Raw genomic sequence first — 25,078 nt, 5'->3', positions numbered from 1 at the left:
CATGACCGCCACCACGCTTGAGAAGGCCGTCGCAGAGAAGGCCGCCACCGTCGAATTCCGCTCACTGCGGCGGGAGTTCGGCACCACCGTCGCCCTCGACGGACTCGACCTGACCGTCCGCCCGGGGGAGTTCCTGGCCCTGCTCGGCCCGTCCGGCTGCGGCAAGACCACCGCGCTGCGCATGCTCGCCGGGTTCGAACAACCCGACTCCGGCGCCGTCCTGGTGGACGGCGAGGACGTCACGCACGTCCCGGCCCACCGCCGTGACGCCGGCATGGTCTTCCAGTCGTACAGCCTCTTCCCGCACCTCAACGCCGTCGACAACGTCGCCTTCGGACTGCGCATGCGCGGCGTCCGCACGAGCGAACGCCGCGCCCGCTCGGCCGAGTTGCTGGAGCTGGTGGGCCTCGCCGACAAGGGCGAGCGCTATCCGCACCAGCTCTCCGGCGGCCAGCAGCAGCGCATCGCGCTGGCCCGGGCCCTCGCCCTGCGCCCGCGCGTGCTGCTGCTCGACGAGCCGCTGTCCGCGCTGGACGCCAAGGTGCGGCTCACCCTGCGCGAGGAGATCCGCCGGCTCCAGCAGGAGCTCGGCATCACCACCCTGTTCGTGACGCACGATCAGGAAGAGGCCCTCTCGGTCGCCGACCGGGTCGCCGTCATGCGCGCCGGACGCCTCGAACAGTGCGCCGGGCCGGCCGAGTTGTACGGCCGCCCCGCCACCGCCTTCGTCGCCGAGTTCGTCGGCACCATGAGCCGGATCCCGGGCGAGCTGAAGGACGGCACGGCCGAGGTCCTCGGGCAGCGGCTGCCGGCCGACGGCGAGGCGCCGGACGGCCCCGTGGACGTGCTGGTGCGGCCGGAGTCCGTCCACGTGGGCGCCGACGAGCGGGGCACCGCCCGGATCGTCGCCACCGCCTTCCTCGGCGCGGTCGTCCGGGTCACCGTACGGCTCGCCGACGGCACCGAGGTCAAGGCGGACCTGCCCGCCCACGAGGCCACCGGACTCGGTGCCGGGGCCCCCGTCGGCGTGTCGCTGCCGGAGCGCCCGGTGCTCGTGGCCGAACGTATCCAGAAGTGAGGAATTCCCCGAACGTGACCCCCCACACCCATCAAGGCCCGCTGCAGGCCGTCCTGTTCGACATGGACGGCACGCTCGTCGACACCGAGCGGCTGTGGTGGGAGGCGGTCGAGCAGGTCGCCGGACGCCCGCTGACCGAGGCCGACCAGCCCGACGTGCTCGGCCGTCCGGTCGAGCACACCGCCGCCTGGCTCGGTACGTCGATCGGCAGGCCGGCCGCCGATCTCGCGGACGAGCTGCACCGCGATTTCGCGGCACGCGTCCGCACCGGGATCGTGCCCCGGCCCGGTGCGCTGGACCTGCTGGACGCGCTGGCCGCCGCCGGCGTCCCGGCCGCCCTGGTCACCGCGTCTCCGCGCGCGGTCGCCGACGTCGTCCTCGACGCGCTCGGCGCCCACCGGTTCGCGGCCTCCGTCACCGCCGACGACACCGCCCGCACCAAGCCGGCGCCCGACCCCTACCGGGCGGCCTGCCGCGCCCTCGGTGTCGACCCGGCCGCCTGTGTGGCAGTCGAGGACACCGAGACCGGCGTCGCCTCCGCCGAGGCCGCCGGCTGCGCCGTCCTCGCCGTACCGTCCCTCGCGCCGATCGGCACGGCACCCGGCCGGGCCGTCCGGGAGAGCCTCGCCGGGGTCACGGTCCACGAGCTGCGGCGCATGGTCGCGCCCGAACTCCGGGTCATGAGCTGGAACCTGTGGCTCGGCGGCAGTGAGGTCGACGACCACCGCGCCAAGCAGCTCAAGGCCGTCCTGGAGAGCGGCGCCGACGTCGTCGGGCTCCAGGAGACGGGCGGAACCGCGGCGCAGGAGCTGGCCGAGGCGCTCGGCTGGCACCACCACCGGGCCGGCGAGAACCTCGGTGTCATCAGCCGCCACCCGATCACCGCCCGCTTCGGCAACCCGGAGGTCGGCTTCTACGGCGCCGCGGGCGTCCGGATCGCCGTGGCGCCCGGCCGCGAGGTCGACGTGTGGACCGCCCATCTGCACTACACGCCGTACGGCCCCTACGAGTCCGCCTTCGACGGGCTGCCGGCGGCGGAGCTGATCGCCCACGAGGAGCTGCGGCTGGCCCAGATGCGGGAGGCGCTGGCCCGCATCGCCGCGTCCTCGCGCGAGGACGTGCCGGTCGTGCTCGTCGGCGACTTCAACTGCCCCTCGCACCTGGACTGGCCCGACGTGGCCTGGCCGGTGACGGTGGCCGCCGAGGACGCGGGATTCGCCGACTCCTACCGCGAGGCTCACCCGGACCCCGTCGCCGAGCCCGGCCACACCTGGTCGCCGATCCACCCGGTGCACGAGGACGGCAGCGGGCGGCCCGAGCCGCAGGACCGGATCGACTACGTCCTGCATCGGGGCCTGACCGTCCGGGACGCGAGGACCCTGGTCACGGGAAGTCCCCGGCCCTGGCCGGACGTCGCGGACAACGACTGGCCCTCGGACCACGCGGCGGTCGTCACCACCTTCGCGCTGCCACCGAGGTGAGCGGGGCTGCCACCGAGGCGACGGGACCGGCCCCCAGGTGACGTGCGCGGCGCGCTCGAGACGACCACTCCCGCTCCCAGGTGACCGCGGGTTACCGCAGGTCACCATTGCGGTACGGGGTGACCATCCCGTAGGTTGTGCCGCGCCCACGCCCACTACTGACTGGTAACACCGGCAGGTACCCATGCGCTGGCCCCTCGGCCGTCCCACCACCGTGCGTGCCCGGATCGTGGCGCTCGCGCTCGCCCCGGCCGTGGCGCTGATGGGCCTGTGGAGCTTCGCGATGTGGTCCGTCACCGGCGAACTGCGCGCGCTGATCCGGGTGCAGGGGGTGTACGAGGACTTCGGCACCCCGGTGGACACCGCGATCGGGCAGATCCAGATCGAACGCCGGTTGTCCGCCGCCTACCTGGGCGCCCGCCTCGACACGGCGACGGCCGGCCAACTGCTCGAACAGCAACGCCGCACCGACCGGGCGGTGGACGCCATGCGGCAGGCGGTCCGGGACGGCGACCGAGGCAGGCTCACGGCGCGTCAGCGGCAGGCGCTGGACGCCGTGGTCGCGGCCACCGGCAGGCTGGACGGCCTGCGCTCGCAGGTGCTCTCCCGGCGCATCACCTGGGACCGGGCCGTGGACGCCTACAGCACGCTCGTCGAGCCCGGATTCGACGTGCAGTCCACGCTCACCGCCCTCCAGGCCGGGCAGATGGCCCGCGAGGCACAGGTCGTCATCGAGCTGGTGCGGGTGCGGGAGTTCGTCTCGCGGGAGGACGCGCTGGTCGCGGGGGCACGCGCGGCCGGCACGCTGACCGACCGGCAGTACGACTCGCTGACCGCGACCATCGAGGACCGGCGGGTGTTCCAGCGCACGTACGTGCCGGACCTGCCCGCCGACTCGCGCGCGCTGTTCGAGGACTTCCAGCGCGGCGGCCTGTACGGCTCCCTGGTGCGCGGCGAGGACGCGCTGCTGCGGGCCGGGGCCGCCGGCGCGGGGAAGGCCGTAGCGGCGGACACCTGGCGGTCCACCACCGACCGGGCCGTCGTCCGGTACCGGGAGCTGTGCACCACCGCCGCCGAGAACTCCGCCGTGCGCGGCCGGGCCTTCGCCTACCGTGAGCTGACCAAGGCGGCCGTCGTCGGCGTGGTGGGGCTCGCCGCGGCCGGGCTGTCGCTGTGGTTCGCGGTGCGCGGGGCGCGGCGCGTCTCGCGGCGCCTGGAGACCCTGCGGGACGCGGCCGACGTCCTCGCGACCGACCAACTGCCCGACGTCATGCGCCGACTGAGTGCCGGTGAGGAGGTGGACGCGCTCGCCGAGGCGCCGCCACTCGCCGCCGACGAGGTGCGCGACGACGAGATCGGACAGGTCGGCCGCTCCTTCAACACCGCGCGACTCGCCGCCGTCGAGGCCGCCGTCAGGCAGGCGACCCTGCGCCGGGGCCTGTTCGCGGTGCTGCTCAACATCGCGCGCCGCAACCAGGCGCTGGTCCACCGGCAGCTGAAGCTCGTGGACACCCTGGAGCGGCGCACCGACGACCCGGACGTGCTGCGTGAGCTGTTCCGCATCGACCACCTGACCACGCGCATGCGCCGGCACGCGGAAAGCCTGATCATCCTCTCCGGCGCCGCGCCCGGCCGCCGCTGGCGCAAGCCGGTGCCCGTGGCCGACGTCGTCGCCTCGGCGGTCGGCGAGATCGAGGACTACGCGCGGGTGGTCGTACCGCAGATGCCGGAGGCCGGGGTCGCCGCGGACGCGGTCGCCGACGTCGTCCACCTCATCGCCGAACTCCTGGAGAACGCCACGGTGTTCTCGCCGCCGCACACCCAGGTCACCCTGCGCACCGGGCGGGTCGGCAGCGGGTTCGTGCTGGAGATCGACGACCGGGGCATCGGGCTGGACACCGAGGCACGTACCCGGGCCCACGGCACCCTCACCGACCCCGACGCCTTCGACCCCACCCGTCATGACCGGCTGGGCCTGTACGTCGTCGGCCGGCTCGCCGCCCGGCACGGCATCGAGGTCACCCTGCGGGACTCGCCGTACGGCGGGACGACCGCGGTGGTCCTGCTGCCGCAAGGAGTGCTGGCGGAGGTGGAGCCGCCGGCGTCCGAGTCGCGTGAACAGGCCTGTGTGGCCGGCCAGTCGCCGCCTCGCGGGAGCTCCGCCGCGCCGCGTGAGGCAGGGAGCGGGGCGGTGGAGGACCTGCCCAGGAGGAACCGGCTCGCGTCCGTGCCCGCACCGGGCTCGCAGACGCCGGCGGGGGAGGGGCAGGCGCCCCCACCCGCTCCCGACCCGGGATCCGCGCCGGACCAGCCGGCGGGCACGCGACCGTTGCCGCCGCCCTCGCCGGCGTCGCCGAGGTCCGAACAGCCGCCGTCGCCTCGCGCGAGTCGGGGGGTTGCGTCCGAGTTGCCCTCGGCGCAGCACCCGACGCCCTCGGCCGGCCTTGGCGCGGGGGCGGTGTCCGAGTCGCCGGCGGAGGAGCCTGTGCCGTCTTCGGCCGCCCCCGGCCCTGGTACCAGGACCGCGTCACCGTGGGCGGAGCGCCCGACGTCCTGGGCCGGCACCGGGGCGCGGGCCGCCGAGTCGCCGGCGGACGGGCGTCAGCCGTCCTGCTCCACCCCCGGTCCGGAAACCGCGGGCGACTCGCCGACGCCCCCGCCCGCCCTGCCCACCCGGGTCAGGCAGGCCTCCCTCGTGCCGGAGTTGCGGGAGGAGCCGCCGGCTCGGGACAGGGCGGCAAAGGCGCCGGAGGCCGACGCCGACGAGATGCGCGCGATCTTCGGCGCCTTCCAGCGCGGCCTCGACCGCGGCCGCAAGGGCCTGCCCGCGCCCGGCGAAGCGGCGACGGAAGCGCCGACAGCAATGCCGACGGAAGCGCCGACAGAGACGGCGACGCGCAGCACCGGCGCTGCGCAGCCGACGGCACCGCAGCTGCCCGGGGGCGAGAGGAACGGCGCGACCGGTCCCCACACGCCTGCACCCGACCCCACCCCCGCTCCCGCCCAGGCACCCGCCGTCGACCTCACCCGCGCTCCCGCCCAGGCACCCGCCGTCGACCTCACCCGCGCTCCCGCCCAGGCACCCGCCGTCGACCTCAACCGCGCTCCCGCCCAGGCACCCGCCGTCGACCTCACCCGCGCTCCCGCCCAGGCACCCGCCGTCGACCTCACCCGCGCTCCCGCCCAGGCACCCGCCGTCGACCTCAACCGCGCTCCCGCCCAGGCACCCGCCGTCGACCTCACCCGCGCTCCCGCCCAGGCACCCGCCGTCGACCTCACCCGCGCTCCCGCCCAGGCACCCGCCGCCGACCTCACCCCCGCTCCCGCCCGGGCACCCGCACCCGACCACGCAGACACCCCCTCTGCCCACGCCTCCGTACCCGACCCCGTGGCCGCCCCCGGCCGGGCCCCCGCCCCTGTCCATCCATCCGCCCCCGACCACGCGGACACAGCTGTCCCCGACCGCGCCTCCGCCCAGGTCCCCGTCCCCGGCCAGGCCCCGCCCGGATCACCGACCCTCAAGCCGATGCCGTGACCACCCATGCCCACGAAGGGACGGACACCGACGATGCACGGTGACGAACAGACTCCCGAGCCGCCGGCCGTGACCGGGGGAGCGCCCGGTGCGGATCTCGGCTGGCTGCTGGACGATCTCGTGGCGCGTACCGACCACGTCCGCCAGGTCGTGCTGCTGACCGCCGACGGCCTCCCGCTCAGCAGCTCGGACGGGATGCGCCGGCGGGACATCGAGCATCTGGCGGCCGTCTGCTCCGGCTTCCACGGCCTGGCCCGCTCGGCGGGCGAACGGTTCGCCACGGGCGAGGTGCGGCAGACGATGGTGATGCTCGACGACGCCTACCTCTTCATCACCCCCGCCGGTCACGGCAGCCGGCTCGCCGTGCTCAGCGAGGCCCGCACCGACGTCGGCCAGCTCGCCCACGAGATGGCCCTGCTCGTCCGCCGCCTCGGCCGCCACCTGGACGCGGCCGCCCGCACCCCCAGATGATCCCGCGGTGAGCGACGAGCACTGGTACGAGGACGAGACCGGGCAGATGGTGCGTCCCTACACGGTGACCCGGGGCCGCACCAGGCCCTCGGCCGCGCACGACATCGATCTGATGTCCCGGGTCACCGCGCTGGACACCGACACGCCGGGGGCGGACGTCGACCACGCCCGTGCCGCCCTGCTCGACCTGGTCCGGCGCGGCCCACGCCCCGTCGTGGAGCTGGCCGCCGACGCCGACCTGCCCCTGACCGTCCTGCGGGTCCTGCTCGGCGACCTGGCCGAGGCGGGCCTGATCCGCATCGACGAGCCCCGCCGCCACCCGGGTGGCGGACCGGCCGCCGATCCGGTGCTGTTGCGGGAGATCGTGGAGCGGCTGCGCGAGATCTGAGCAGGCCCGGGGAACCTTGTAACAGGCCTGTGCCAGGGCCGTGCCGCACGGAACGCTTCAGCCGCCCCCGGCACTCTCCCTGGTCGGCAAGTGACCAGCGCCACTCACTCCGGACAAGCCCCGAGAGGTGAGGGGCCACCGCCCTGAAGGGGAACCATGCGCGTCCAGAAGCTCTCGCTGCTCGCCCTCGCCGCCGTCGCCGGCCTGTCGCTCACCGCCTGCCAGGGCGGCGCCAAGGACTCCTCGGCCGCGAGCGCCTCCTCCACTCCGAGCTCGCAGAGCTCCACCTCCCAGAACTCCGGTTCCCAGGTTTCCGGCAGCGGCGGCAGCACCTCCGGCAAGGGCACCGCCGCCGGCCAGTCCAGCACGGGCACCGGCGGCGGCACGGCCGCGAGCGGCGGCGCCGCTGCCTGCACGACCTCCCATCTGGCGTTCAGCGCCTCCGGTGCCATGGCCGAGGGAGAGCTGATCGTCAACCTGAGGAACACCGGCTCCGCCGCCTGCACCCTCAAGGGCTTCCCCGGCGTCGACCTCAAGAGCAAGGACGGCAGCGTCAGCGCCGGGCGGAGCAAGCTCGCCGCGCCGCTGGTCAGCCTCAAGCCGGGGGAGGAGACCCGTTTCACCCTGCACTACCCGCGCAACACCTCCGGCGGCAGCGGCGAGACCTTCACCAGCCTCGTCGTCACCCCGCCGAACGAGACCCACTCCCACACGGTGCCCGTCAGCATCAACGTGCCCGTCTCGGACGGCAGCGGCGCCGTCGTACTCGTCGACCCGGTCGGCACCGGCAAGTAGGGGCCGGGCCGTTCACAACTTCGGCCGCCACGGGAGGACCGTGAAGCCGCCCGTGCCCTTCTTCACCTTCTCGAAGGGCGCGGACGCCACGCAGGGCGGCAGGTCCTTGGTGTCCGTGGGACTACCGACTCCGGCCCAGCCGTAGCCCAGCCGGTCGTGCCGGCCGAGGTCGTCGACCGTGACGCCGACCCGCTTGCCCTTCGCGCCCGGCAGGTCGGACGCCGTGATCACACCCGAGACGACGGCGACCGTGCCACCGGTGACCATGCAGTCGACCCGGGCCTTGGCCCAGGCGCCCCGACCGTACAGGTAGTGGCTGAACTCGAAGGTGCCGGTCGCCTTGCGGGGATCCGTGGTGTCCTTCGCGGCCGGATGCGCGTGGAAGCGGAAGGTGATGTCGTCGCCGGCCGACCGGTGCAGCTTGGCTCCGCCGGTCAGCGCGGCGGCCTCCCGCCGGACGTGATGCGCTTCCGCCCGGGGGCGGTACGCCCCGCCGCCCGAGGCGAGAGCCGCCCCGGCCGTACCGGCGGTGATCAGCAGGGCGGCGCTGAGAGTAACGGCGGCGATCTTCGTACGACGCTTCATGACGGTCCTTTTCGCAGGTCAAGGGCGAGAGGCTGAACGCTCACCACCCTCCCGGCACCAGGCCGCGAAGACATCGCCCCGCGGGCGGTACCCCTCTCCGCCGTCCGGCGGGGAGCCCTCGCCGTGACCTGAGCCTCAGGGACGACGGGAACCGGAACCGAGGGCGTGCAACGAATCGCCGCCCGGCCCGCACTCCACGCAACAAACCGCGCACAGGCGCGCAACGGCTCCTTCTTGTCCGGCCGAGCGCGCCGACCGTACCTTCTTCATGGCCCCCAAAACCCCTCTTTCCGGTGAGGACCCCGCATGCGCACCGCCCTGCTCCAGAGCTCCGGCCGCCCCGGCTCCGTCGCCGAGAACCTCAAGGTCCTCGACGAGGCCGCGGGCCGTGCCGCCGCCGGGGGCGCCGCGCTGCTCGCCGCGCCGGAGATGTTCCTGACCGGGTACGCGATCGGCGACGGCATCGCGCGCCTGGCCGAGCCCGCCGACGGCGACAGCGCGGACGCGATCGCCGAGCTGGCCCACCGGCACGGTGTGGCCATCGCCTACGGCTACCCGGAGCGCGACGGCGAGACCGTGTACAACTCGGCCCAGCTGATCTCCGCCGACGGCACCCGGCTCGCGAACTACCGCAAGACCCATCTCTTCGGCTGCTTCGAGCGTGACCACTTCACGCCGGGCGAGCAGCCGGTCGTCCAGGCCGAGCTGAACGGCCTCACCGTCGGCCTGATGATCTGCTATGACGTCGAGTTCCCGGAGAACGTCCGCGCCCATGCCCTGGCCGGCACCGACCTCCTCGTCGTCCCGACCGCGCAGATGCACCCCTTCCAGTTCGTCGCCGAGGCACTCGTGCCGGTGCGCGCCTGGGAGAACCAGATGTACGTCGCGTACGTCAACCGGGTCGGCCAGGAAGGGGAGTTCGAGTTCGTCGGGCTGTCCGTCCTCGCCGGTCCCGACGGAGTCGCCCGCGCCCGGGCGGGCCGCGCCGAACAACTGGTGTTCGCCGACGCCGACCCCGCCTTCCTGGCCGCCTCCCGTGCGGCCAACCCGTATCTGCAGGACCGCCGCCCCGGCCTGTACGGGTCTCTGGTCTGAAACCCCCCTGAGCCTCCCCTGAACTTCCCCCCGAGTTCTTCCGCGCAAGGAGTCCGTACCCCATGACGTCCACGGTGCCCAACGCCGTCGAGCACGCCGACGAGCAGCAGCCGCCGATCACCATGTTCGGCCCGGACTTCCCCTACGCCTACGACGACTTCCTCGCCCACCCGGCGGGCCTCGGCCAGATACCCGCGACCGAGCACGGCACCGAGGTCGCGATCATCGGCGGCGGTCTGTCCGGCATCGTGGCCGCGTACGAGCTGATGAAGATGGGCCTCAAGCCCGTCGTCTACGAGGCCGACCAGATCGGCGGCCGGCTCCGCACGGTCGGCTTCGAGGGCTGCGACGAGTCGCTGACCGCCGAGATGGGCGCGATGCGCTTCCCGCCGTCCTCCACCGCCCTGCAGCACTACATCGACATGGTGGGCCTGGAGACGCGGCCCTTCCCGAACCCGCTGGCCGAGGCCACCCCCTCGACCGTCGTGGACCTCAAGGGCGAGTCGCACTACGCCGAGACCATCGACGACCTGCCCCAGGTCTACCGGGACGTCGCCGAGGCCTGGAACAGGTGTCTCGAAGCGGGCGCCGACTTCTCCGACATGAACCGCGCGATGCGCGAGCGGGACGTGCCGCGCATCCGCGAGATCTGGGCGCAGCTGGTCGAGAAGCTGGACAACCAGACCTTCTACGGCTTCCTCTGCGAGTCCGAGGCCTTCAAGTCCTTCCGGCACCGCGAGATCTTCGGCCAGGTCGGCTTCGGCACCGGCGGCTGGGACACCGACTTCCCGAACTCCATCCTGGAGATCCTGCGGGTCGTCTACACCGAGGCCGACGACCACCACCGGGGCATCGTCGGCGGCTCCCAGCAGCTGCCGCTGCGCCTGTGGGAGCGGGAGCCGGAGAAGATCGTCCACTGGCCGTACGGCACCTCGCTGAAGTCCCTGCACGTGGACGGCGAGCCGCGCCCGGCCGTGACCCGGCTGCACCGCACCGCGGGCAACCAGATCACCGTGACGGACGCGAACGGCGACATCCGCACCTACCAGGCGGCGATCTTCACCGCCCAGTCCTGGATGCTGCTGTCCAAGATCGCCTGCGACGACTCGCTGTTCCCGATCGACCACTGGACGGCGATCGAGCGCACCCACTACATGGAGTCCAGCAAGCTCTTCGTGCCGGTGGACCGGCCGTTCTGGCTGGACAAGGACGAGGACACGGGCCGGGACGTCATGTCGATGACGCTCACCGACCGCATGACCCGCGGCACCTACCTCCTCGACGACGGCCCGGACAGGCCCGCCGTGATCTGCCTGTCCTACACCTGGTGCGACGACAGCCTGAAGTGGCTGCCGCTGTCCGCGAACGAGCGGATGGAGGTCATGCTGAAGTCGCTCGGCGAGATCTACCCCAAGGTCGACATCAGGAAGCACATCATCGGCAACCCGGTGACCGTCTCCTGGGAGAACGAGCCCTACTTCATGGGCGCGTTCAAGGCCAACCTGCCGGGCCACTACCGCTACCAGCGGCGCCTGTTCACGCACTTCATGCAGGACCGGTTGCCCGAGGACAAGCGGGGCATCTTCCTCGCCGGCGACGACATCTCCTGGACCGCCGGCTGGGCCGAGGGTGCCGTCCAGACCGCGCTGAACGCGGTCTGGGGCGTCATGCACCACTTCGGCGGCGAGACCGACCCGGCCAACCCCGGCCCGGGTGACATGTATGACGAGATCGCCCCTGTGGAGCTGCCCGAGGACTGACCGGAAGAACGAGCAAGGACCAAGGCGCGGGCGGCCGGCCTCAGACTCCGGCCGTCCGCGCCTTTTCAAACACCTCGGCGGCGACGTCCTTCAGCTCCTGCGCGTCCCGCGCGGTGCCCTGGAGGTCGAGGAGGATCTCGTCCAGGCCGATCCGCGCGTGCTCGACCAGGTCCTCGACGATCTGGTCCACGCTGCCCTGGAAGGGCCGGCGATCGGCCCCCTCGTACGCCTTGGGCAGGCGGACGGTGTTCGCCCGCAGGACCGTCCGGATCGGCTCCGTGCGTCCTCGCTCTTCGGCCAGCTCCCGCACCTGCCGCCACTGGGCGGCGACCTGGTCGGCACCCATGCCCACCGGCAGCCATCCGTCGGCGTGGTCCACAAGACGCAGCCACGCCCGCCTGGTGCTGGCGGCGAGCAGGATCGGGACCGGCCGCGCCGGCTTGGGCCCGACCACGGCGGAGGCGATCCGGGTCAGCCGCCCCTCGTGGACGACCGGATCCGGACCCCACACCGCCCGGCACACCGCGATGATCTCGTCCAGCACCTGGCCGCGTTCCTCGAAGGGCCGGACGGCGGAGGCCGCGTACTCGTCGAGCGACCAGCCGGTGCCCAGGCCCGCGATCACCCGCCCGCCGCTCGCCGCGTCCAGCGAGGCCAGGGCCTTGGCGAGCTGGAACGGCACGTGCAGCGGAGCCACCAGGACGCTGGAGCCCAGCTCCGCCCGCTCGGTGGCCGTCGCGGCCAGGGCGAGGGTGACCAGCGGGTCCGCCACGCTCCGGTACTGGTCGGGCCAGGGCACGCCCTCGACGCCGTACAGGCCCTGGGTGGCGGGCTCGGGGAACAGGGCCCGCTCGAAGACCCACAGACTGTCGTAACCGATCTCCTCGGCGGCGCGCGCCACCTCGGGGACGTCCTTGCCGATCGAGTACTGCCGCATCTGGGGAAGTCCGAGACCGAGCCTGCTCGCCATAGCCACTCCTCTGTGATCGGTTACCTGTCTCTCAACGCCCCACGCCCTCAGGGGCGTTGCGGGGCGGCCCGGTCAGTCCGTCAGTGGCGTGAGCAGCATCCGCCCGGCGAACCCCACCGCCGTGTCGAGCCGTTCGGTGAACTCCTCGGCCATGTCCCCGCAGTGGCGCAGCGCCCACAGCGACCGTGCCGCCACCCAGGCGGCGTCGCGGGCCCGCTCCAGACTCCAGGAGGCCAGCAGATGGGTGAGCGGGTCGGCGATCTGCAGCAGGTCGGGACCCGGCATCAGATCCTCGCGGATGCGCTCCTCCAGCGAAGCGAGGAGATCGCCCACGCGGTCGAACTCGTCCTCCAGCTCCGGCGGTTCGCAGCCGAGCGTACGACAGGCGTCCACCACGGCGAGCGCCAGGTCGTGCCCGATGTGCGCGTTGATGCCCGCGAGCGCGAACTGCAGCGGTCGTACCCCGGGATGGCGGCGCAGTTGGAACAGCGGCCGCCAGCAGGCGGGCGGACGGCGGTCCGCGACCACCGCGTCGACCGCCGCCAGATAGCGCTCGGCGAACCGTACATCCAGCGCGATCGCGGCCCGAGGGTCCGGGAACCCCCCGCCGTCCAGGCGCCGGTCGACCTCCTCGGTGACGGTGAGGTAGACGCGGTTGAACACGGCGACGCCGTCCCGCTCGGGCAGGGTCGCGGCCAGGGCGCGCATCCGGGAGACGACCATGTCGACGGGAGTGGTGAGGTGTTCCAGCTGCGCCATGAGGGAAGGGTCCCAGCCCTGGGCCGGCCGGCGCGGTGACCGGCCCGGCGCTTCGCCGGAACGGGGGAACGGAACGCCGCAGTGCGGATGCGAGGGGGGGATCCACACCGTGTCAGGCTTACGTGCCCGGCGTCTCGCCGAGCGGCGGGCGGCGCGCAGGCGCGCGCTGATGGTCACGGCGGCCTCGGTGGTGACCGCGGTCGGCTCCGTCACCGGGACGATCGCGGCGCTCGCTTCCGGCCACGGCTCCGACCAGGCCCGCGCCGCGGTGACCCGGACACCGACGCCGGCACCCGTGCCCGGACCACCTTCGGCCTCACTCCCACCCCCGCTCCCGCCTTCGTCGAGCGCGCCGGCCCCCCGGCGGCCGACACCGAGCCCCGAGCCCACGGCATCCGCCCCGACCGGGGGAAGCAGCCGGCCGCCGCCGTGTCACCGCTGCTGTACCGCCACCCCGAGTCCCAGGTGCTCGACTGGGTCCGCGCCCACCCCGACGATCCGCGCACCGCCCTCATCGCCGCCCGGATCGCCGGGCGGCCGGTCGGCGTGTGGTTCACCGATCCGGACCCGGGCACCATCGCCGCCCGGGTGCGTGCGGTCACCGCGGGCGCGGCGGCGCGGGGCCGGGTCCCGGTGCTCGTACCGTACGCGATCCCGGACCGGGACTGCGGTGGCGCCTCCCGCGGCGGCGCGCCCGACCTCGTGGCCTACGACGCCTGGATCGACGGCTTCGCGCGGGGGCTCGGCTCGGGCGAGGTGATCGTCGTCCTGGAGCCGGACTCGATCGCCCAGTCCGACTGCCTGACGGAGGCCGCCCGGGCCGCCCGGTTCGCCTCGCTGGCCCGCGCGGGCCGGGTGCTGAAGGCCGCCGATCCCCGGGCGCGGGTCTACTACGACGCGGGCCACTCCGGCTGGAACCCGCCGCGCAGGCAGGCGGCCCTGCTGAGACGGGCGGGGGCGGCCGACGCGGACGGTGTCTTCAGCAATGTCTCCAACTTCCGCACCACGGCCGACGAGATCGCCTACGACCGTCGGGTGCTGGACGTGCTCGGCGGCCAGGCCCGCCTCGGCGCCGTGATCGACACCAGCCGCAACGGCAACGGCGCCCCGCCGGACGGCCAGTGGTGCGATCCGGCCGGCCGGAGGATCGGCCGGGCCCCGACCCTGGACACCGGCCAGGCCGGGATCGACGCCTACCTGTGGGTGAAGCCGCCGGGAGAGTCCGACGGCTGCCGGGGGGCGGCCGGGACGTTCACGCCGTCGTACGCCTACGACTTGGCGCGCGGTGTCTCCGAATCGCCGGCCCCTGAGCCGCCGGCCTCGGGGTCGTAGGAGGACGTGCCCTCGTCCAGCAGCGGCTCCTGCTTCTTCAGATGGGCCGGGGCGAAGGCGCGCAGCGCGTGGTAGCCGGTGATGACGACCAGGGTGCCGAGGGCGATGCCGCTGAGGGAGAAGTTGCTGGTGAACTTCATGCTCACGTTGCCCACGCCGATGATGACGCCCGCGGCGGCCGGCACCAGGTTCAGCGGGTTGCGCAGGTCCACCTTGGCGTTGAGCCAGATCTGCGCGCCGAGCAGGCCGATCATGCCGTAGAGGATCACGGTGATGCCGCCGAGGACACCGCCCGGGATCGCGGCCACCACCGCGCCGAACTTCGGGCAGATGCCGAAGAGCAGGGCGAAGCCGGCGGCGGCCCAGTAGGCGGCGGTGGAGTAGACGCGGGTCGCGGCCATCACGCCGATGTTCTCGGAGTAGGTGGTGTTCGGCGGGCCGCCCACCGCGGTGGACAGCATGGAGGCGACGCCGTCCGCCGAGATCGCCGTGCCGAGCTTGTCGTCCAGCGGATCGCCGGTCATCTCGCCGACCGCCTTGACGTGGCCCGCGTTCTCCGCGACCAGGGCGATGACCACCGGCAGCGCGACCAGCACCGCCGACCACTGGAAGGACGGGCCGTGGAAGTGCGGCAGGCCGATCCAGTCGGCCTTGGAGACGCCGGAGAGGTCGAGACGCCAGTGGTCGGTGACCTTGCCGCCCGGGCCCATGGAGTGGATCTTGCCGAAGATCCGGTCGAAGGCCCAGGAGACGCCGTACCCGAAGACCAGCCCCAGGAAGATCGCGATACGCGACCAGAAGCCGCGCATGCAGACCACGGCCAGTCCGGTGAAGAGCATGACCAGCAGGGCCGTCCACTGGTCCTGCGGCCAGTAGGTGGAGGCGGTCACCGGGGCCAGGTTGAAGCCGATCAGCATGACGACCGCGCCGGTGACGATCGGTGGCATCGCGGCATGGATGATCCGCGCGCCGAACCGCTGCACCGCGAGCCCCGCCAGGAACAGCACGATGCCGACGACGAACACCGCGCCGGTCACCGTGGCGCTCGTACCGCCCTGCGCGCGGATGACGGCGGCCACACCCACGAACGACAGGGAGCAGCCGAGGTAGCTGGGTACGCGGCCGCGGGTGGCGAGCAGGAAGATCACGGTCGCCACGCCGGACATCATGATCGCCAGGTTCGGGTCGAGGCCCATCAGCACGGGCGCGACGAAGGACGCGCCGAACATCGCGACCACGTGCTGGGCGCCCAGGCCCACTGTGCGGGGCCAGGAGAGCCGTTCGTCGGGGCGTACCACCGCTCCGGGCGCGGGCGTGCGCCCGTCACCGTGCAGCTTCCAGCGCACGCCGAGGTCCATGGTGGGGTTTCGCTTTCTTACGTACGTGAAGACGGTCCGCACCATTGTCACGGGTAACGAGCGGCTCTACGCTCGCACGGTCCTCCTCGTGAACCGAGTTCATATATCTGATCGCACAGAGATCGTCAGACCGGATCGGAGTGCTCGATGAGTGGAAGATCCCGTGCGGCCGTGCTGCTGGCCGCGGTGGTGGTGTTCGGGGCCGTGCTCGTCCCGTCCGCGCAGGCCGCGCCCAGGCCCCCGAGGACCGCCGTCCTCGACGGCGCGCGGCTCCAGCAGACCCGCGCCCGCCTGGACCACGACCCCCGATCACGGCGAGCTCTCGGCGACCTGACCGCCCGTGCCGACACCTGGCTGGACCAGGGTCCCTGGACGGTCGTCGACAAGCCGAGGCCCGCACCCGGCGGTGACGTCCACGAGTACCTGAGCCAGGCTCCCTACTGGTGGCCCACCACCACCCCCACCGCCGGCAACCCGTGGGGCTGCCCGTACGTGCAGCGGGACGGGCAGCGCAACCCGGAGGTCGACAGCGGGACGGACCGGCAGGACGTCGAGAAGGTCTTCGACTCGACGTACGACCTCTCGCTCGCCTGGTACTACACGGGCAGGCGCGCCTACGCCGAGAAGGCCGGGCAGATCCTGCGGACCTGGTTCCTGGACCCGGCCACCCGGATGAACCCGGACCTGAACCACGCCCAGTTCATCCCGTGCAAGTACGACGGCCGGGCCATCGGCGTCATCGACTTCTCCCAGTCGTACACCAGCGTCCTGGACGCCCAGGCCATCCTCGCCACCGGCGCCCCCGGCTGGAGCGCCAGGGACCGCTCCGCGATGGGCAGGTGGAACGCCGACTTCCTCGACTGGCTGAAGAACAGCGACTTCGGCAAGGAGGAGGGCGCGGCCGCCAACAACCACGGCACCTTCTACGACATGCAGCTCGCCGCCCTGGCGTACGCCACCGGCGACACCGCCCTGGCCCGGCGGACGGTGCTCGACGCGCGCACCAAGCGGATCGCCCCGCAGATCGCGGCCGACGGCAGCCAGCCGCAGGAACTCGCCCGGACCCGCAGCTGGCACTACTCCACCTTCGACCTGGTCGCCTACACCCGGCTGGCGGCCATCGGCCGGCACGTGGGCGTGAACCTGTGGTCCTACCGGGGGCCGGACGGGCAGAGCCTGTTCAAGGCCGTGGACTACCTGCTGCCGGCCGCGACCGGCGCCGCCGGGTGGCCGCACCCCGAGCTGGAGTTCCACCCGTACGCCGCCACCGACGTCGTGCACGCGGCGGCCGACGCCGGGGACGCCGCGGCGAGGGCGGCCGTGGCGAAGCTCCAGACGCCGCCCGGCGGAGACCTGTGGGCGCTGCGGCCCGCCGCGGAGCAACTGGACTCCATCGCGGGCTGAGCCCTGCCTGACCTGGGGCTTCCCGGCCGAGGCTTCTGAGCGGTCGCTTAGTATGGAATGCGCCCGGGGGTGTCACCGCCCCGTACGCGCGACGCTCAGGAGTCCCTCCCGTGACCGCCGAAGCCCCGATCGCGCCCGCCGTCTCCCACGGCCGGCTGATCCCTGTCACCGTGCACTTCGACGACCTCGACGCGCTCGGGCTCCTGCACAACGCCCGCTACCCGCTGCTGGTCGAGCGTGCCTGGACGGAGCTGTGGAACGAGCACGGCGTCCGCTTCGACGGCGACTGGCACGCCGCCGGCGACGCCTGCAACGCGGTCCGCGAGCTGCGCATCAGCTACGAGGCGCCGGTGACCCGCCCCGGCACCTACGCCGTCCACCTCTGGCTGGACCGGCTCGGCACCACCGGCCTGACCTACGGATTCCGTTTCTGCTCGGCCGACGGGGTCCGGACCCATGCCCGGGGCACCCGGGTACTGGTCCGGCTGGACGCCTCCACCCTGCGGCCCACGCCGTGGAGCGACGCCTTCAGGGCCGTGGGTCGGGAACTGCTGCGGCCGGCCGGCTGACCTCGGCCCGGCCGCCGCGCTCGGCGGTGCGCAGCACGCCCGCGAACACCGCGAGCCCGCAGGCCAGCGCCGTCACGACGCAGAACGACACCACCAGGCTGGTCGCCTGGGCCACCCCGCCGATCAGGCTCGGCGCGATCAGTCCCGAGGTGTAGGTGATCGTCGCCACGCCGGCGATGGCCTGGCTGGGACGGGGGCCGGCGTGGCCGGCCGCCGCGAAGCACAGCGGTACGACCACCGCGATGCCGAGCCCCATCAGCGCGAACCCGCCCATCGCCACCGCCGGATACCCGGCGAACACGATCAGCAACCCGCCCAGCACGGCCAGGATGCCGCCGGTCCGGACGGTGCGGACCGTGCCGAACCGGTTCACCACCGCGTCCCCCGCGATCCGGGCCACCGCCATCGTCAGCATGAACCCGGTGGTGCAGGCCGCCGCCACACCGGCCGACGTGTCCAGCCGGTCGCGCAGGAACACCGCCGACCAGTCCAGGCTCGCGCCCTCCGCGAACACCGCGCAGAAGCCGACCGTGCCGATCAGCAGCGCCGAGCGGGGCGGCAGCGCGAACCGCGGCGGCGGCTCCTCGTCCTCGGCGGGTTGCAGATCCAGCACCCAGGTGCAGGCCACCAGGCCGAGCACGGTGAGCACGGCCGCGGCGAGCACGAAGTGCAGGCGGGCGTCCGAGCCGAGGTGCGCGGCGAGCGTGCCGGCCGCCGAACCGACGAGGGCGCCCGCGCTCCACATGCCGTGCAGCCCCGACATGATCGACTTGCCGAGCAGCCGCTCGACCTCGACGCCGAGCGCGTTCATCGCGACATCGGCCGTGCCCGCGCTGGCGCCGTACGTGAACATCGCCAGGCACAGGGTGTACAGGTTCGGCGCGAGGGACGGCAGGACCAGGGAGAGCGTCCACAGGGCGAGCAACCCGCGCAGCGCCGTACGGCTGCCGAAACGGTGACTGATCCGGCCCGCCAGGGGCATCGCGCAGGAGGCGCCGAACGCCGTGAAGGCCAGCGCGAACCCCAACTGGCCCGCGCCGAGCGAGGCGTGTTCCTGGATCCACGGCACCCGGGTGGCGAAGGAGCCGGTCACGGCGCCGTGCACGGCGAACACGGCCGCAACGGCGTACCGGGCGCGCCTGACCTCGTCATGTGCTGAGCCCACGTCACTCATGTTCCGGTCCCTCCCCGAGCCTCGCCCCTGCGGCACGGGTCGTAAACTATCAGGGACCCTGCCTGATAGATAGACGCCATTACGGCCGCCGTTCTGGGACGCGTCGATCGGGGAGGGCCGCCGATCTGGGAGGATTCCCGTCATGCCCGCATCACCCAGCACCGCCCGGGCCATCAACGACCGCCTGGCCCTCGGGCTGTTGCAGCAGGAAGGCCCGCTCACGGCAGGGCAGTTGAAGCAGCTCACGGGGCTGTCCCGGCCGACGGTCGCCGACCTCGTGGAACGGCTCACCGCCGCCGGGCTGATCACGGTCGTCGGCGAGTCCGGCGAGCAGCGCCGCGGCCCCAACGCCCGGCTGTACGGGATCGTCGCGGACCAGGCCCAGCTGGCCGCGCTCGACGTCCGGACCGGCGGTGTCCTCGTCCTGGTTTCCGACCTGGTCGGGCGGGTGCTCGCCGAGGCGTCCGTGCCGATCGGGGGCGACACCGGGACCGGGCCGGCCCTGGAGCAGGCGGTCGCGGCGGTGGAGCGGACCGCGCAGGAGGCCGGGGCGGTGGGGAGGCTGCACACCGTCGGGATCGGCGCGCCGGGCCTCATCGACCCGGCCACCGGCGACCTCCGTGACTCCGGCGGGCTGCCCGCCTGGCACCGCAGCCTGGCCGCCGCCCTGCAGGAGCGGCTGCCCGGGGCCCGCGTCACCGTGGAGAACGAGACCAACCTCGCCGCCCTGGCCGAGCAGCGCGAGGGAGCCGCCCGTGACCGGGACACCTTCGTCCTGCTCTGGCTGGGTCACGGGGTCGGCGCGGCGGTCGTCCTCGACGGCACGCTCCGCCGCGGCGCCTCGGGCGGCACGGGCGAGATCGGCTTCCTGCCGGTACCGGGCACCGCTTCACTCCCCTCGGCTAGAGACTGCGACGGCGGCTTCCACTCGCTGGCCGGCGCGGCGGCGATCTGCTCCCTGGCGACGGAGTGCGGCCTGCCGGCGCCGGCGACGACGGACGGACCGGGCGCGGCGGTGGTGATTCGGGCGGCCGTCGCGGAGGTGGCGGGGGAGGAGAGCGGTCTTGCCGCGGCGCATCCGGATGCCGGGTGGCCCGCTGGTTCAGGCGGTGAACGGGCCGCCGGTTCGGGCGCCGCGCGTGCCGAACCGTCCACCGGTTCACGCGGTGAACGGGCCGCCGAGCGTTTTCTCCGTACCCTCGCCGACCGGATCGCCGTCGGGGCCGCGTCCGTCGTCGCCGTACTCGACCCGGGCTGTGTCGTGCTCGGCGGAGAGGCCGGGCAGGCCGGAGGTCCGGTGCTCGCGGGGTTGGTGGAGGAGCGGCTCCGCCGTATGTCCCCCCTGCGCACGGAGGTGCGGGCGAGCGCCCTCGGTGGTACGGCGGTGCTGCGCGGAGCACTGCTGACGGCCCGCGACCGGGCCCAGGACGAGCTGTTCGCACCCCCGGGCCGCAACTGACCGCCCGCGCCGGGCAGTTCTCCGCCTCGCCCGCCGGATGTGCGACGGCCCGCGCCCGGCCGACCGCCCACCGCGCCTGGGGCGGGGCGCGCCCGGCCGGTCCCTGCGGGTCGTGGCCGGTCGACTGCTGGGCGTCTCCCCCGGGAGTTCGCCCGGCCGGTGTTCCGTGGGCTGGACCCGGTCGTCCGTCCACCGCCCCTCCACCGGAGCTTCTCCCGCCGGCTGCCGTACGCGGACGGTACGAGGGCTACCGCGACGAGCCGGATGTCCCACCGGATGCGGCGCGAGACGAGGACCGACGGGGGGTGGGGCGCCCGGAGCCCGGCGCGGCGCACGGCCTCCAGGGCGTCGTCGCGGGTGGCGCGGGCCTGGACGCAGGAGCGGCGCAGATCCCGCGGCACGACGGACTGGGCCTCGGCGTCGAGGCCCTCGAACCAGGCGATCCCCTCCGGCGGCGGCCGCATGCCCTGGGCGAGTGTGCCCGTCCACCCCGTCTCCGTCCCGTCAGCCCCCGAAGCGCCGGCCCAGATACTCCTCGAACGTCGTCCTTCCCACCGCCTGTTCCGGCGCCAGCAGTCCGCCCGCGCGGGCGGCGCGATAGGCCCCGCCGAACAGCGGTACCCGGGCCACCGCCCGGCGCCGGCCGGTCGCACGAAGGTAGGCGCGGGCCAGCGAGTCCAGGGACCGCACCTCGGGGCCGCCCATGTCCGCCACCCGCCCGGCCGGCGCGGCGAGCGCCAACTCGGCCAGGCGGTCGGCCACTTCACCCACCTCGACCGGCTGGTCCGGCACCCCGGCCGGGACCAGCACGACGGGAGACCTGGCCAGTCCGCCGAGGACCGAGGCCACCAGGTCGTGGAACCGGGTCGTGCGCAAGACGGTCCAGCCGAGCCCCGACGCCTCGATCCGCCGTTCCACGGCCAGCTTGGTCCGGTAGTAGCCGAGCGGCACCCGGTCGACGCCCACGATCGAGATGTGGACCAGATGGCCCACTCCGGCCCGCCGGGCCGCCGCGATCAGGTGATCGGCCGCCTCCTCGTCCCCGCCGCGCGGACTGCTCGCGCAGTGCACCACGGTCTCCACGCCGGCGAGCGCGGCGTCCAGCCCGCTGCCACCCGCGCGGAGATCGACGGCGTACTGCCGCGCGTGCCGGCTCAGCACCCGCGCCTCGTGCCCCTCCGTCCGCAGCCGCTTCGTCACGCTCCGGCCGAGCGTGCCGGTCCCGCCGGTCACCAGGATCGTGGTCATGCGTACCTGTCCCTCCGGACTGCACGTGCCCCCGGTCGGAGCACCCTCGCCCGATGAGACCGGGCAGCCACCGGGAAATGTGACACCTCCCCCGCGCGGCTCCGCCAGGACCGCACCGGCCGCCGCCGCAGGAAGGCCGGCACGTCCGGGTTCATCAGGGTGGACACATGGGCGCTCGGACCGTCCGCAGCTCGAGGCGCGCCACCCCGCGGGCACGTCGCCCGGCCGTCCGGCCGGCGCATCGGCCCCGTGGACCTGCACCACCGCGAAGTCCAGGACGCCCGTGACCGGCTCGGCGCCCCCGCGACACGGAAGCGCCTGACCTTCTCGCGTCCTCGGCAGGCCGCCTGACCCCGGAGATCCCGCCGCCGTGGTCCCCCTGCGCGACATCCGCCGCGAGCAGCTTCTCCACGTCGGCCAGGGCACCCTCGCGGGCCGCCGTGAGGAACGACAGGAGCAGGCCCCGCGCCGCTCCGGCGCCGGCTCGAACCGGCCCTGCGGCCCTGCCGCCCGGGCCACCGCCTCCAGGACGGCCGGCCGACCGCGTCCTGGCGGCCCGGCGGCGGGCAAGGGCCGTCGTCACCGCCACCGGGCTCGCCCGCACGATAAAAGGACTAGACCAGTGTGGTCAATGGGTCCGGACCAAGGTCAAAGCACCCTGGGTGCCCGGCCGTTGTGCCCGGTGACTGCGCCGTGCAAGGCCGGCGACACGGACTGTGAGGGAGCCCACACCCCTCGCCTGTCTGGACGGCCGTCCGGCGTGGCACACTGGCCCTGTACCAGAAGCAGCGCACTCCGGGGTCGGTGAAAGTCCGAACCGGCGGTTACAGTCCGCGACCCGGTCGCTTCCAGCGGCCGGTTGACCAGGTGAAATTCCTGGACCGACGGTTAAAGTCCGGATGGGAGGCAGTGCGCGGCGGGCGGGCACATTTCCGTGCGCGCCGCCGTATCTGGGGCTTGTCCGCATGCGGACCGGCCTCTTTCGGCGTCGCCCCGACGTGCTCACCCGTACATTCTGTCGTCATCGACAGGCCCCGGAGTCCGTGCCCGAAGAGGCAGGAGGACCCGGGAAGTGTTCACCGGAATCGTCGAAGAGCTGGGTGAGATCACCGCCGTCGAGAACCTCGGCGACGCCTCCCGTTTCCGGCTCCGCGGCCCCATCGTGACCGAGGGCGCGCAGCACGGCGACTCCATCGCCGTGAACGGCGTCTGTCTCACCGTCGTGGAGCACGAGGGCGACGAATTCACCGCCGACGTCATGGCCGAGACCCTGAACCGCTCCAGCCTCGGGGCGCTCACCGTCGGCTCCCGGGTCAATCTGGAGCGGCCCATGGCCGTGGGCGCGCGTCTCGGCGGGCACATCGTGCAGGGCCATGTCGACGGCACCGGCGAGGTGCTGGAGCGCAGGCCCTCCGACAACTGGGAGATCGTGAAGATCTCGCTCCCGGCCGACCTCGCCCGGTACGTCGTCGAGAAGGGCTCCATCACCGTCGACGGCATCAGCCTCACGGTGGTCGAAGCGGGCCCGGACCACTTCACGGTCAGCCTCATTCCGACCACCCTCGACCTGACCACGCTCGGCCACAAGCAGCCCGGCGATCCGGTCAACCTCGAGGTCGACGTCGTCGCCAAGTACGTCGAGCGGCTCCTCGGCGACCGTGCCCAGGGAGCCACCCAGTGAGCTGGCTGAACTCCGAGGCCTTCACTCTCTTCGGCCAGCGCATCATCTGGTCGGACATGATCGGCAACATCCTCGGCCTGATCACCCTCGCCCTCGGCTGGCGCCGCTCCCTGTGGACCTGGCCCGTGCAGTTCCTCTCCGGCCTCGTCCTCTTCGCCGCCTTCTACGGCCATCTGACCGGCAGCGCCGGCAAGCAGGCCGTGGTCATGGCCGTCGCGCTGTACGGCTGGTGGCAGTGGCAGCGCAGCAGGGGCCGGTCCGCGGACGGCCACATCGCCCCCCGGTTCGCCACCTGGCGCGAGCGCGCGGCGATGCTCGGCTCGGCCGCCGCCGGCACGGTCGCGGTGGCCCTGCTCTTCACGGCCTACCCGTCCCTGTCCTGGGATCCCTGGCCCGACGCCTACATCTTCGTCGGCACCGTCGTCGCCATGTACGCCCAGGCCAAGGGCATGGTCGAGTTCTGGATCGCGTGGCTGCTCGTCGACCTCGTCGGTGTGCCCCTCAACTTCGCCAACGGCTACGCCTTCTCCGGTTTCGTCTACGTCATCTACGGCGCACTCGTCCTGTGGGGCATGCGCGACTGGTGGCTGCGCTCCCGCCGGGGCCCGCAGCCCGTCCTGGAAGGAGCCCCGGCATGACCTCGGCACCGCCCCTGTACGACACGGACACCATCGAGAACTTCGGGCTCGACCCCGTCGAGCAGGCCATCGCCGACATCGCGGCCGGCCGGCCGGTCGTCGTCGTGGACGACGAGGACCGCGAGAACGAGGGCGACCTCGTCATCGCCGCCGAGAAGGCGACCCCCGAGATCGTCGCCTTCATGATGAGCGAGTGCCGGGGACTCATCTGCGCCCCCATGGAGGGCGAGGAACTCGACCGGCTGCGGCTGCCGCAGATGGTCGAGGACAACACCGAGTCGATGAAGACCGCGTTCACGGTCTCGGTCGACGCCTCCGCCGCGCACGGCGTGAGCACCGGCATCTCCGCGGCCGACCGCTCCACCACGCTCCAGCTGCTGGCCGGCGGCACGGCGGAGCCCACGGACTTCGTCCGCCCCGGCCACGTCTTCCCGCTGCGCGCCAAGCCCGGCGGCGTCCTCGTCCGCAACGGCCACACCGAGGCCGCCGTGGACCTCGCCCGGCTGGCGGGCCTGCGCCCGGCCGGCGCCATCGTGGAGATCGCCGGCGAGGACGGCCGGATGCTCCGTCTGCCCGAGCTGATCCCGTTCGCCCGCAAGCACGGCCTGACGATCATCTCCATCGAGGACCTGATCGCCTACCGCCGCAGCAGTGAGCCCACCGTCCGCCGCGAGGCCGAGACGCGCCTGCCCACCAAGCACGGCATCTTCACCGCCTACGGCTACCGCTCCACCGTCGACGGCGTCGAACACGTCGCCCTCGTCCACGGGGAGATCGGCGCGGGCGAGGACGTACTGGCCCGCGTCCACTCCGAATGCCTCACCGGTGACGTCTTCGGCTCCCTGCGCTGCGACTGCGGCCCCCAGCTGGACGCCGCCCTGGAGCGCATCCAGGAGGAGGGCCGCGGCGTGGTGGTCTACCTGCGCGGCCACGAGGGTCGGGGCATCGGCCTGCTGTCCAAGCTCCGGGCGTACGAGCTGCAGGAGCGTGGCCGCGACACGCTGGACGCCAACCTCGAACTCGGGCTGCCCGCCGACGCCCGCGACTACGGCGCCGGCGCCCGGATCCTCGCCGACCTCGGCGTGCGCAGCGTCCGGCTGATGACCAACAACCCGGACAAGACCGACGCGCTGCTGCGTCACGGCCTGAACGTCACCGGCCGCGAGCCCATGCCCGTCCAGGCGGGCGAGCACAACCTCCACTACCTGCGCACCAAGCGGGACCGGATGGGACACGACCTGCCCTGGCTGGACACGCCCACCGTGGCGGCCTGCGGCAACCAGTAAGCACGACACGCA

20 protein-coding genes, 2 pseudogenes and 1 riboswitch are annotated in these 25,078 nt (G+C 73.4%); of the genes and pseudogenes, 15 read left to right on the top strand and 7 right to left on the bottom strand.

The features are described from left to right. Position 1 precedes the first annotated feature (1 nt). The 6 genes from AB0L59_RS23955 to AB0L59_RS23930 all read left to right on the top strand — a co-directional run bounded on the left by AB0L59_RS23955 (position 2) and on the right by AB0L59_RS23930 (position 7,748). Positions 2 to 1,078 (top strand): ABC transporter ATP-binding protein, encoded by a 1,077-nt coding sequence (locus AB0L59_RS23955; RefSeq protein ID WP_365587055.1) that lies wholly within the window; start codon positions 2 to 4, stop codon positions 1,076 to 1,078. A 14-nt stretch (positions 1,079 to 1,092) separates the two neighbouring features. Further along, positions 1,093 to 2,559, top strand: a complete 1,467-nt coding sequence (locus tag AB0L59_RS23950; protein ID WP_365587051.1) for an HAD-IA family hydrolase — start codon at positions 1,093 to 1,095, stop codon at positions 2,557 to 2,559. A 184-nt stretch (positions 2,560 to 2,743) separates the two neighbouring features. Next, positions 2,744 to 6,094 (top strand): nitrate- and nitrite sensing domain-containing protein, encoded by a 3,351-nt coding sequence (locus AB0L59_RS23945; protein ID WP_365587048.1) that lies wholly within the window; start codon positions 2,744 to 2,746, stop codon positions 6,092 to 6,094. A 33-nt stretch (positions 6,095 to 6,127) separates the two neighbouring features. Continuing rightward, positions 6,128 to 6,565: a roadblock/LC7 domain-containing protein gene (locus AB0L59_RS23940; RefSeq protein ID WP_365587414.1), complete on the top strand. Its 438-nt coding sequence runs from the start codon at positions 6,128 to 6,130 to the stop codon at positions 6,563 to 6,565. Between the two features lie 7 nt (positions 6,566 to 6,572). Then, entirely contained in the window at positions 6,573 to 6,953 is a 381-nt protein-coding gene (locus tag AB0L59_RS23935; RefSeq protein WP_365587046.1) for a DUF742 domain-containing protein, read from the top strand. A 156-nt stretch (positions 6,954 to 7,109) separates the two neighbouring features. After that, the gene (locus AB0L59_RS23930; protein ID WP_365587043.1) at positions 7,110 to 7,748 is read left to right on the top strand and encodes a DUF4232 domain-containing protein; all 639 of its coding nucleotides are present in this window, start codon (positions 7,110 to 7,112) and stop codon (positions 7,746 to 7,748) included. 12 nt (positions 7,749 to 7,760) lie between these two features. On the opposite strand, the gene AB0L59_RS23925 is transcribed toward AB0L59_RS23930, so the two are convergent. Further along, entirely contained in the window at positions 7,761 to 8,333 is a 573-nt protein-coding gene (locus tag AB0L59_RS23925) for a Repetin (RefSeq protein ID WP_365587041.1), read from the bottom strand. Positions 8,334 to 8,639: 306 nt separating this feature from the next. Between AB0L59_RS23925 and AB0L59_RS23920 the strand changes: the two genes are divergently transcribed. Together AB0L59_RS23920 and AB0L59_RS23915 are read left to right on the top strand one after the other, a co-directional pair. Continuing rightward, positions 8,640 to 9,428, top strand: a complete 789-nt coding sequence (locus tag AB0L59_RS23920) for a carbon-nitrogen hydrolase family protein (RefSeq protein ID WP_365587039.1) — start codon at positions 8,640 to 8,642, stop codon at positions 9,426 to 9,428. 62 nt (positions 9,429 to 9,490) lie between these two features. After that, positions 9,491 to 11,188, top strand: a complete 1,698-nt coding sequence (locus tag AB0L59_RS23915) for an NAD(P)/FAD-dependent oxidoreductase (protein WP_365587036.1) — start codon at positions 9,491 to 9,493, stop codon at positions 11,186 to 11,188. Positions 11,189 to 11,228: 40 nt separating this feature from the next. Here the strand turns inward: AB0L59_RS23915 and AB0L59_RS23910 are convergent, their stop codons facing one another. Together AB0L59_RS23910 and AB0L59_RS23905 are read right to left on the bottom strand one after the other, a co-directional pair. Next, positions 11,229 to 12,158 carry an LLM class F420-dependent oxidoreductase gene (locus AB0L59_RS23910; RefSeq protein WP_365587035.1) on the bottom strand — a complete coding sequence of 310 codons (930 nt, stop codon included), beginning with the start codon at positions 12,156 to 12,158 and terminating at the stop codon, positions 11,229 to 11,231. A gap of 72 nt (positions 12,159 to 12,230) precedes the next feature. Beyond that, a complete protein-coding gene (locus tag AB0L59_RS23905) occupies positions 12,231 to 12,917 on the bottom strand; it encodes a DUF5995 family protein (RefSeq protein ID WP_365587032.1) in 687 nt (228 codons plus the stop codon). A gap of 169 nt (positions 12,918 to 13,086) precedes the next feature. Between AB0L59_RS23905 and AB0L59_RS23900 the strand changes: the two are divergent. Further along, positions 13,087 to 14,249: pseudogene (locus AB0L59_RS23900) on the top strand (glycoside hydrolase family 6 protein). Here the strand turns inward: AB0L59_RS23900 and AB0L59_RS23895 are convergent. Continuing rightward, entirely contained in the window at positions 14,186 to 15,607 is a 1,422-nt protein-coding gene (locus AB0L59_RS23895; RefSeq protein ID WP_365587031.1) for a solute carrier family 23 protein, read from the bottom strand. The pseudogene AB0L59_RS23900 and the gene AB0L59_RS23895 sit on opposite strands and share 64 nt — an antisense overlap. Before the next feature lie 147 nt (positions 15,608 to 15,754). Here AB0L59_RS23895 and AB0L59_RS23890 point away from each other — a divergent pair, with 147 nt between their 5' ends. Further along, entirely contained in the window at positions 15,755 to 17,011 is a 1,257-nt protein-coding gene (locus AB0L59_RS23890; RefSeq protein ID WP_365587028.1) for an alginate lyase family protein, read from the top strand. 110 nt (positions 17,012 to 17,121) lie between these two features. Then, positions 17,122 to 17,580: an acyl-CoA thioesterase gene (locus AB0L59_RS23885; protein WP_365587025.1), complete on the top strand. Its 459-nt coding sequence runs from the start codon at positions 17,122 to 17,124 to the stop codon at positions 17,578 to 17,580. Here AB0L59_RS23885 and AB0L59_RS23880 read toward each other — a convergent pair. Then, complete coding sequence (locus tag AB0L59_RS23880) at positions 17,540 to 18,754, bottom strand: MFS transporter (RefSeq protein WP_365587022.1); 1,215 nt, start codon at positions 18,752 to 18,754, stop codon at positions 17,540 to 17,542. The genes AB0L59_RS23885 and AB0L59_RS23880 overlap by 41 nt on opposite strands. Before the next feature lie 142 nt (positions 18,755 to 18,896). Here AB0L59_RS23880 and AB0L59_RS23875 point away from each other — a divergent pair, with 142 nt between their 5' ends. Continuing rightward, positions 18,897 to 20,213 (top strand): ROK family transcriptional regulator, encoded by a 1,317-nt coding sequence (locus AB0L59_RS23875; RefSeq protein WP_365587019.1) that lies wholly within the window; start codon positions 18,897 to 18,899, stop codon positions 20,211 to 20,213. A 293-nt stretch (positions 20,214 to 20,506) separates the two neighbouring features. Here AB0L59_RS23875 and AB0L59_RS23870 read toward each other — a convergent pair. Further along, positions 20,507 to 20,677: pseudogene (locus AB0L59_RS23870) on the bottom strand (DUF5958 family protein); the annotation flags it as partial. Positions 20,678 to 20,717: 40 nt separating this feature from the next. After that, positions 20,718 to 21,461: an NAD(P)H-binding protein gene (locus tag AB0L59_RS23865; protein WP_365587017.1), complete on the bottom strand. Its 744-nt coding sequence runs from the start codon at positions 21,459 to 21,461 to the stop codon at positions 20,718 to 20,720. A 786-nt stretch (positions 21,462 to 22,247) separates the two neighbouring features. Further along, positions 22,248 to 22,378, top strand: a riboswitch (FMN riboswitch). A gap of 155 nt (positions 22,379 to 22,533) precedes the next feature. Between AB0L59_RS23865 and AB0L59_RS23860 the strand changes: the two genes are divergently transcribed. The 3 genes from AB0L59_RS23860 to AB0L59_RS23850 are packed head-to-tail and all read left to right on the top strand — an operon-like array spanning position 22,534 to position 25,066. Then, positions 22,534 to 23,142, top strand: coding sequence for a riboflavin synthase (locus tag AB0L59_RS23860; protein WP_365587014.1), 609 nt, complete (start codon positions 22,534 to 22,536; stop codon positions 23,140 to 23,142). Further along, complete coding sequence (locus AB0L59_RS23855; protein ID WP_365587012.1) at positions 23,139 to 23,780, top strand: nicotinamide mononucleotide transporter family protein; 642 nt, start codon at positions 23,139 to 23,141, stop codon at positions 23,778 to 23,780. Before AB0L59_RS23860 ends, AB0L59_RS23855 begins: the two co-directional genes overlap by 4 nt. Then, complete coding sequence (locus tag AB0L59_RS23850) at positions 23,777 to 25,066, top strand: bifunctional 3,4-dihydroxy-2-butanone-4-phosphate synthase/GTP cyclohydrolase II (protein ID WP_365587009.1); 1,290 nt, start codon at positions 23,777 to 23,779, stop codon at positions 25,064 to 25,066. Before AB0L59_RS23855 ends, AB0L59_RS23850 begins: the two co-directional genes overlap by 4 nt. The last annotated feature ends 12 nt before the right edge of the window (positions 25,067 to 25,078 follow it).

This window comes from Streptomyces sp. NPDC052109 (genome assembly GCF_040680195.1).
Taxonomy (GTDB): domain Bacteria; phylum Actinomycetota; class Actinomycetes; order Streptomycetales; family Streptomycetaceae; genus Streptomyces.
The sequence above is the reverse complement of the archived record's forward strand: the minus strand, read 5'-3'. Positions and strand labels throughout refer to the sequence as shown.

What these genes read in the sequence shown, in the direction of transcription:
- AB0L59_RS23955 (WP_365587055.1), top strand. Translation starts at nt 2, where the DNA reads ATGACCGCCACCACGCTTGAGAAGGCCGTCGCAGAGAAGGCCGCCACC.
- AB0L59_RS23905 (WP_365587032.1), bottom strand. Translation starts at nt 12,917, where the DNA reads ATGGCGCAGCTGGAACACCTCACCACTCCCGTCGACATGGTCGTCTCC.
- AB0L59_RS23940 (WP_365587414.1), top strand. Translation starts at nt 6,128, where the DNA reads ATGCACGGTGACGAACAGACTCCCGAGCCGCCGGCCGTGACCGGGGGA.
- AB0L59_RS23875 (WP_365587019.1), top strand. Translation starts at nt 18,897, where the DNA reads ATGCCCGCATCACCCAGCACCGCCCGGGCCATCAACGACCGCCTGGCC.
- AB0L59_RS23945 (WP_365587048.1), top strand. Translation starts at nt 2,744, where the DNA reads ATGCGCTGGCCCCTCGGCCGTCCCACCACCGTGCGTGCCCGGATCGTG.
- AB0L59_RS23915 (WP_365587036.1), top strand. Translation starts at nt 9,491, where the DNA reads ATGACGTCCACGGTGCCCAACGCCGTCGAGCACGCCGACGAGCAGCAG.
- AB0L59_RS23910 (WP_365587035.1), bottom strand. Translation starts at nt 12,158, where the DNA reads ATGGCGAGCAGGCTCGGTCTCGGACTTCCCCAGATGCGGCAGTACTCG.
- AB0L59_RS23925 (WP_365587041.1), bottom strand. Translation starts at nt 8,333, where the DNA reads ATGAAGCGTCGTACGAAGATCGCCGCCGTTACTCTCAGCGCCGCCCTG.
- AB0L59_RS23850 (WP_365587009.1), top strand. Translation starts at nt 23,777, where the DNA reads ATGACCTCGGCACCGCCCCTGTACGACACGGACACCATCGAGAACTTC.
- AB0L59_RS23930 (WP_365587043.1), top strand. Translation starts at nt 7,110, where the DNA reads ATGCGCGTCCAGAAGCTCTCGCTGCTCGCCCTCGCCGCCGTCGCCGGC.
- AB0L59_RS23920 (WP_365587039.1), top strand. Translation starts at nt 8,640, where the DNA reads ATGCGCACCGCCCTGCTCCAGAGCTCCGGCCGCCCCGGCTCCGTCGCC.
- AB0L59_RS23895 (WP_365587031.1), bottom strand. Translation starts at nt 15,607, where the DNA reads ATGGACCTCGGCGTGCGCTGGAAGCTGCACGGTGACGGGCGCACGCCC.
- AB0L59_RS23865 (WP_365587017.1), bottom strand. Translation starts at nt 21,461, where the DNA reads ATGACCACGATCCTGGTGACCGGCGGGACCGGCACGCTCGGCCGGAGC.
- AB0L59_RS23890 (WP_365587028.1), top strand. Translation starts at nt 15,755, where the DNA reads ATGAGTGGAAGATCCCGTGCGGCCGTGCTGCTGGCCGCGGTGGTGGTG.
- AB0L59_RS23880 (WP_365587022.1), bottom strand. Translation starts at nt 18,754, where the DNA reads ATGAGTGACGTGGGCTCAGCACATGACGAGGTCAGGCGCGCCCGGTAC.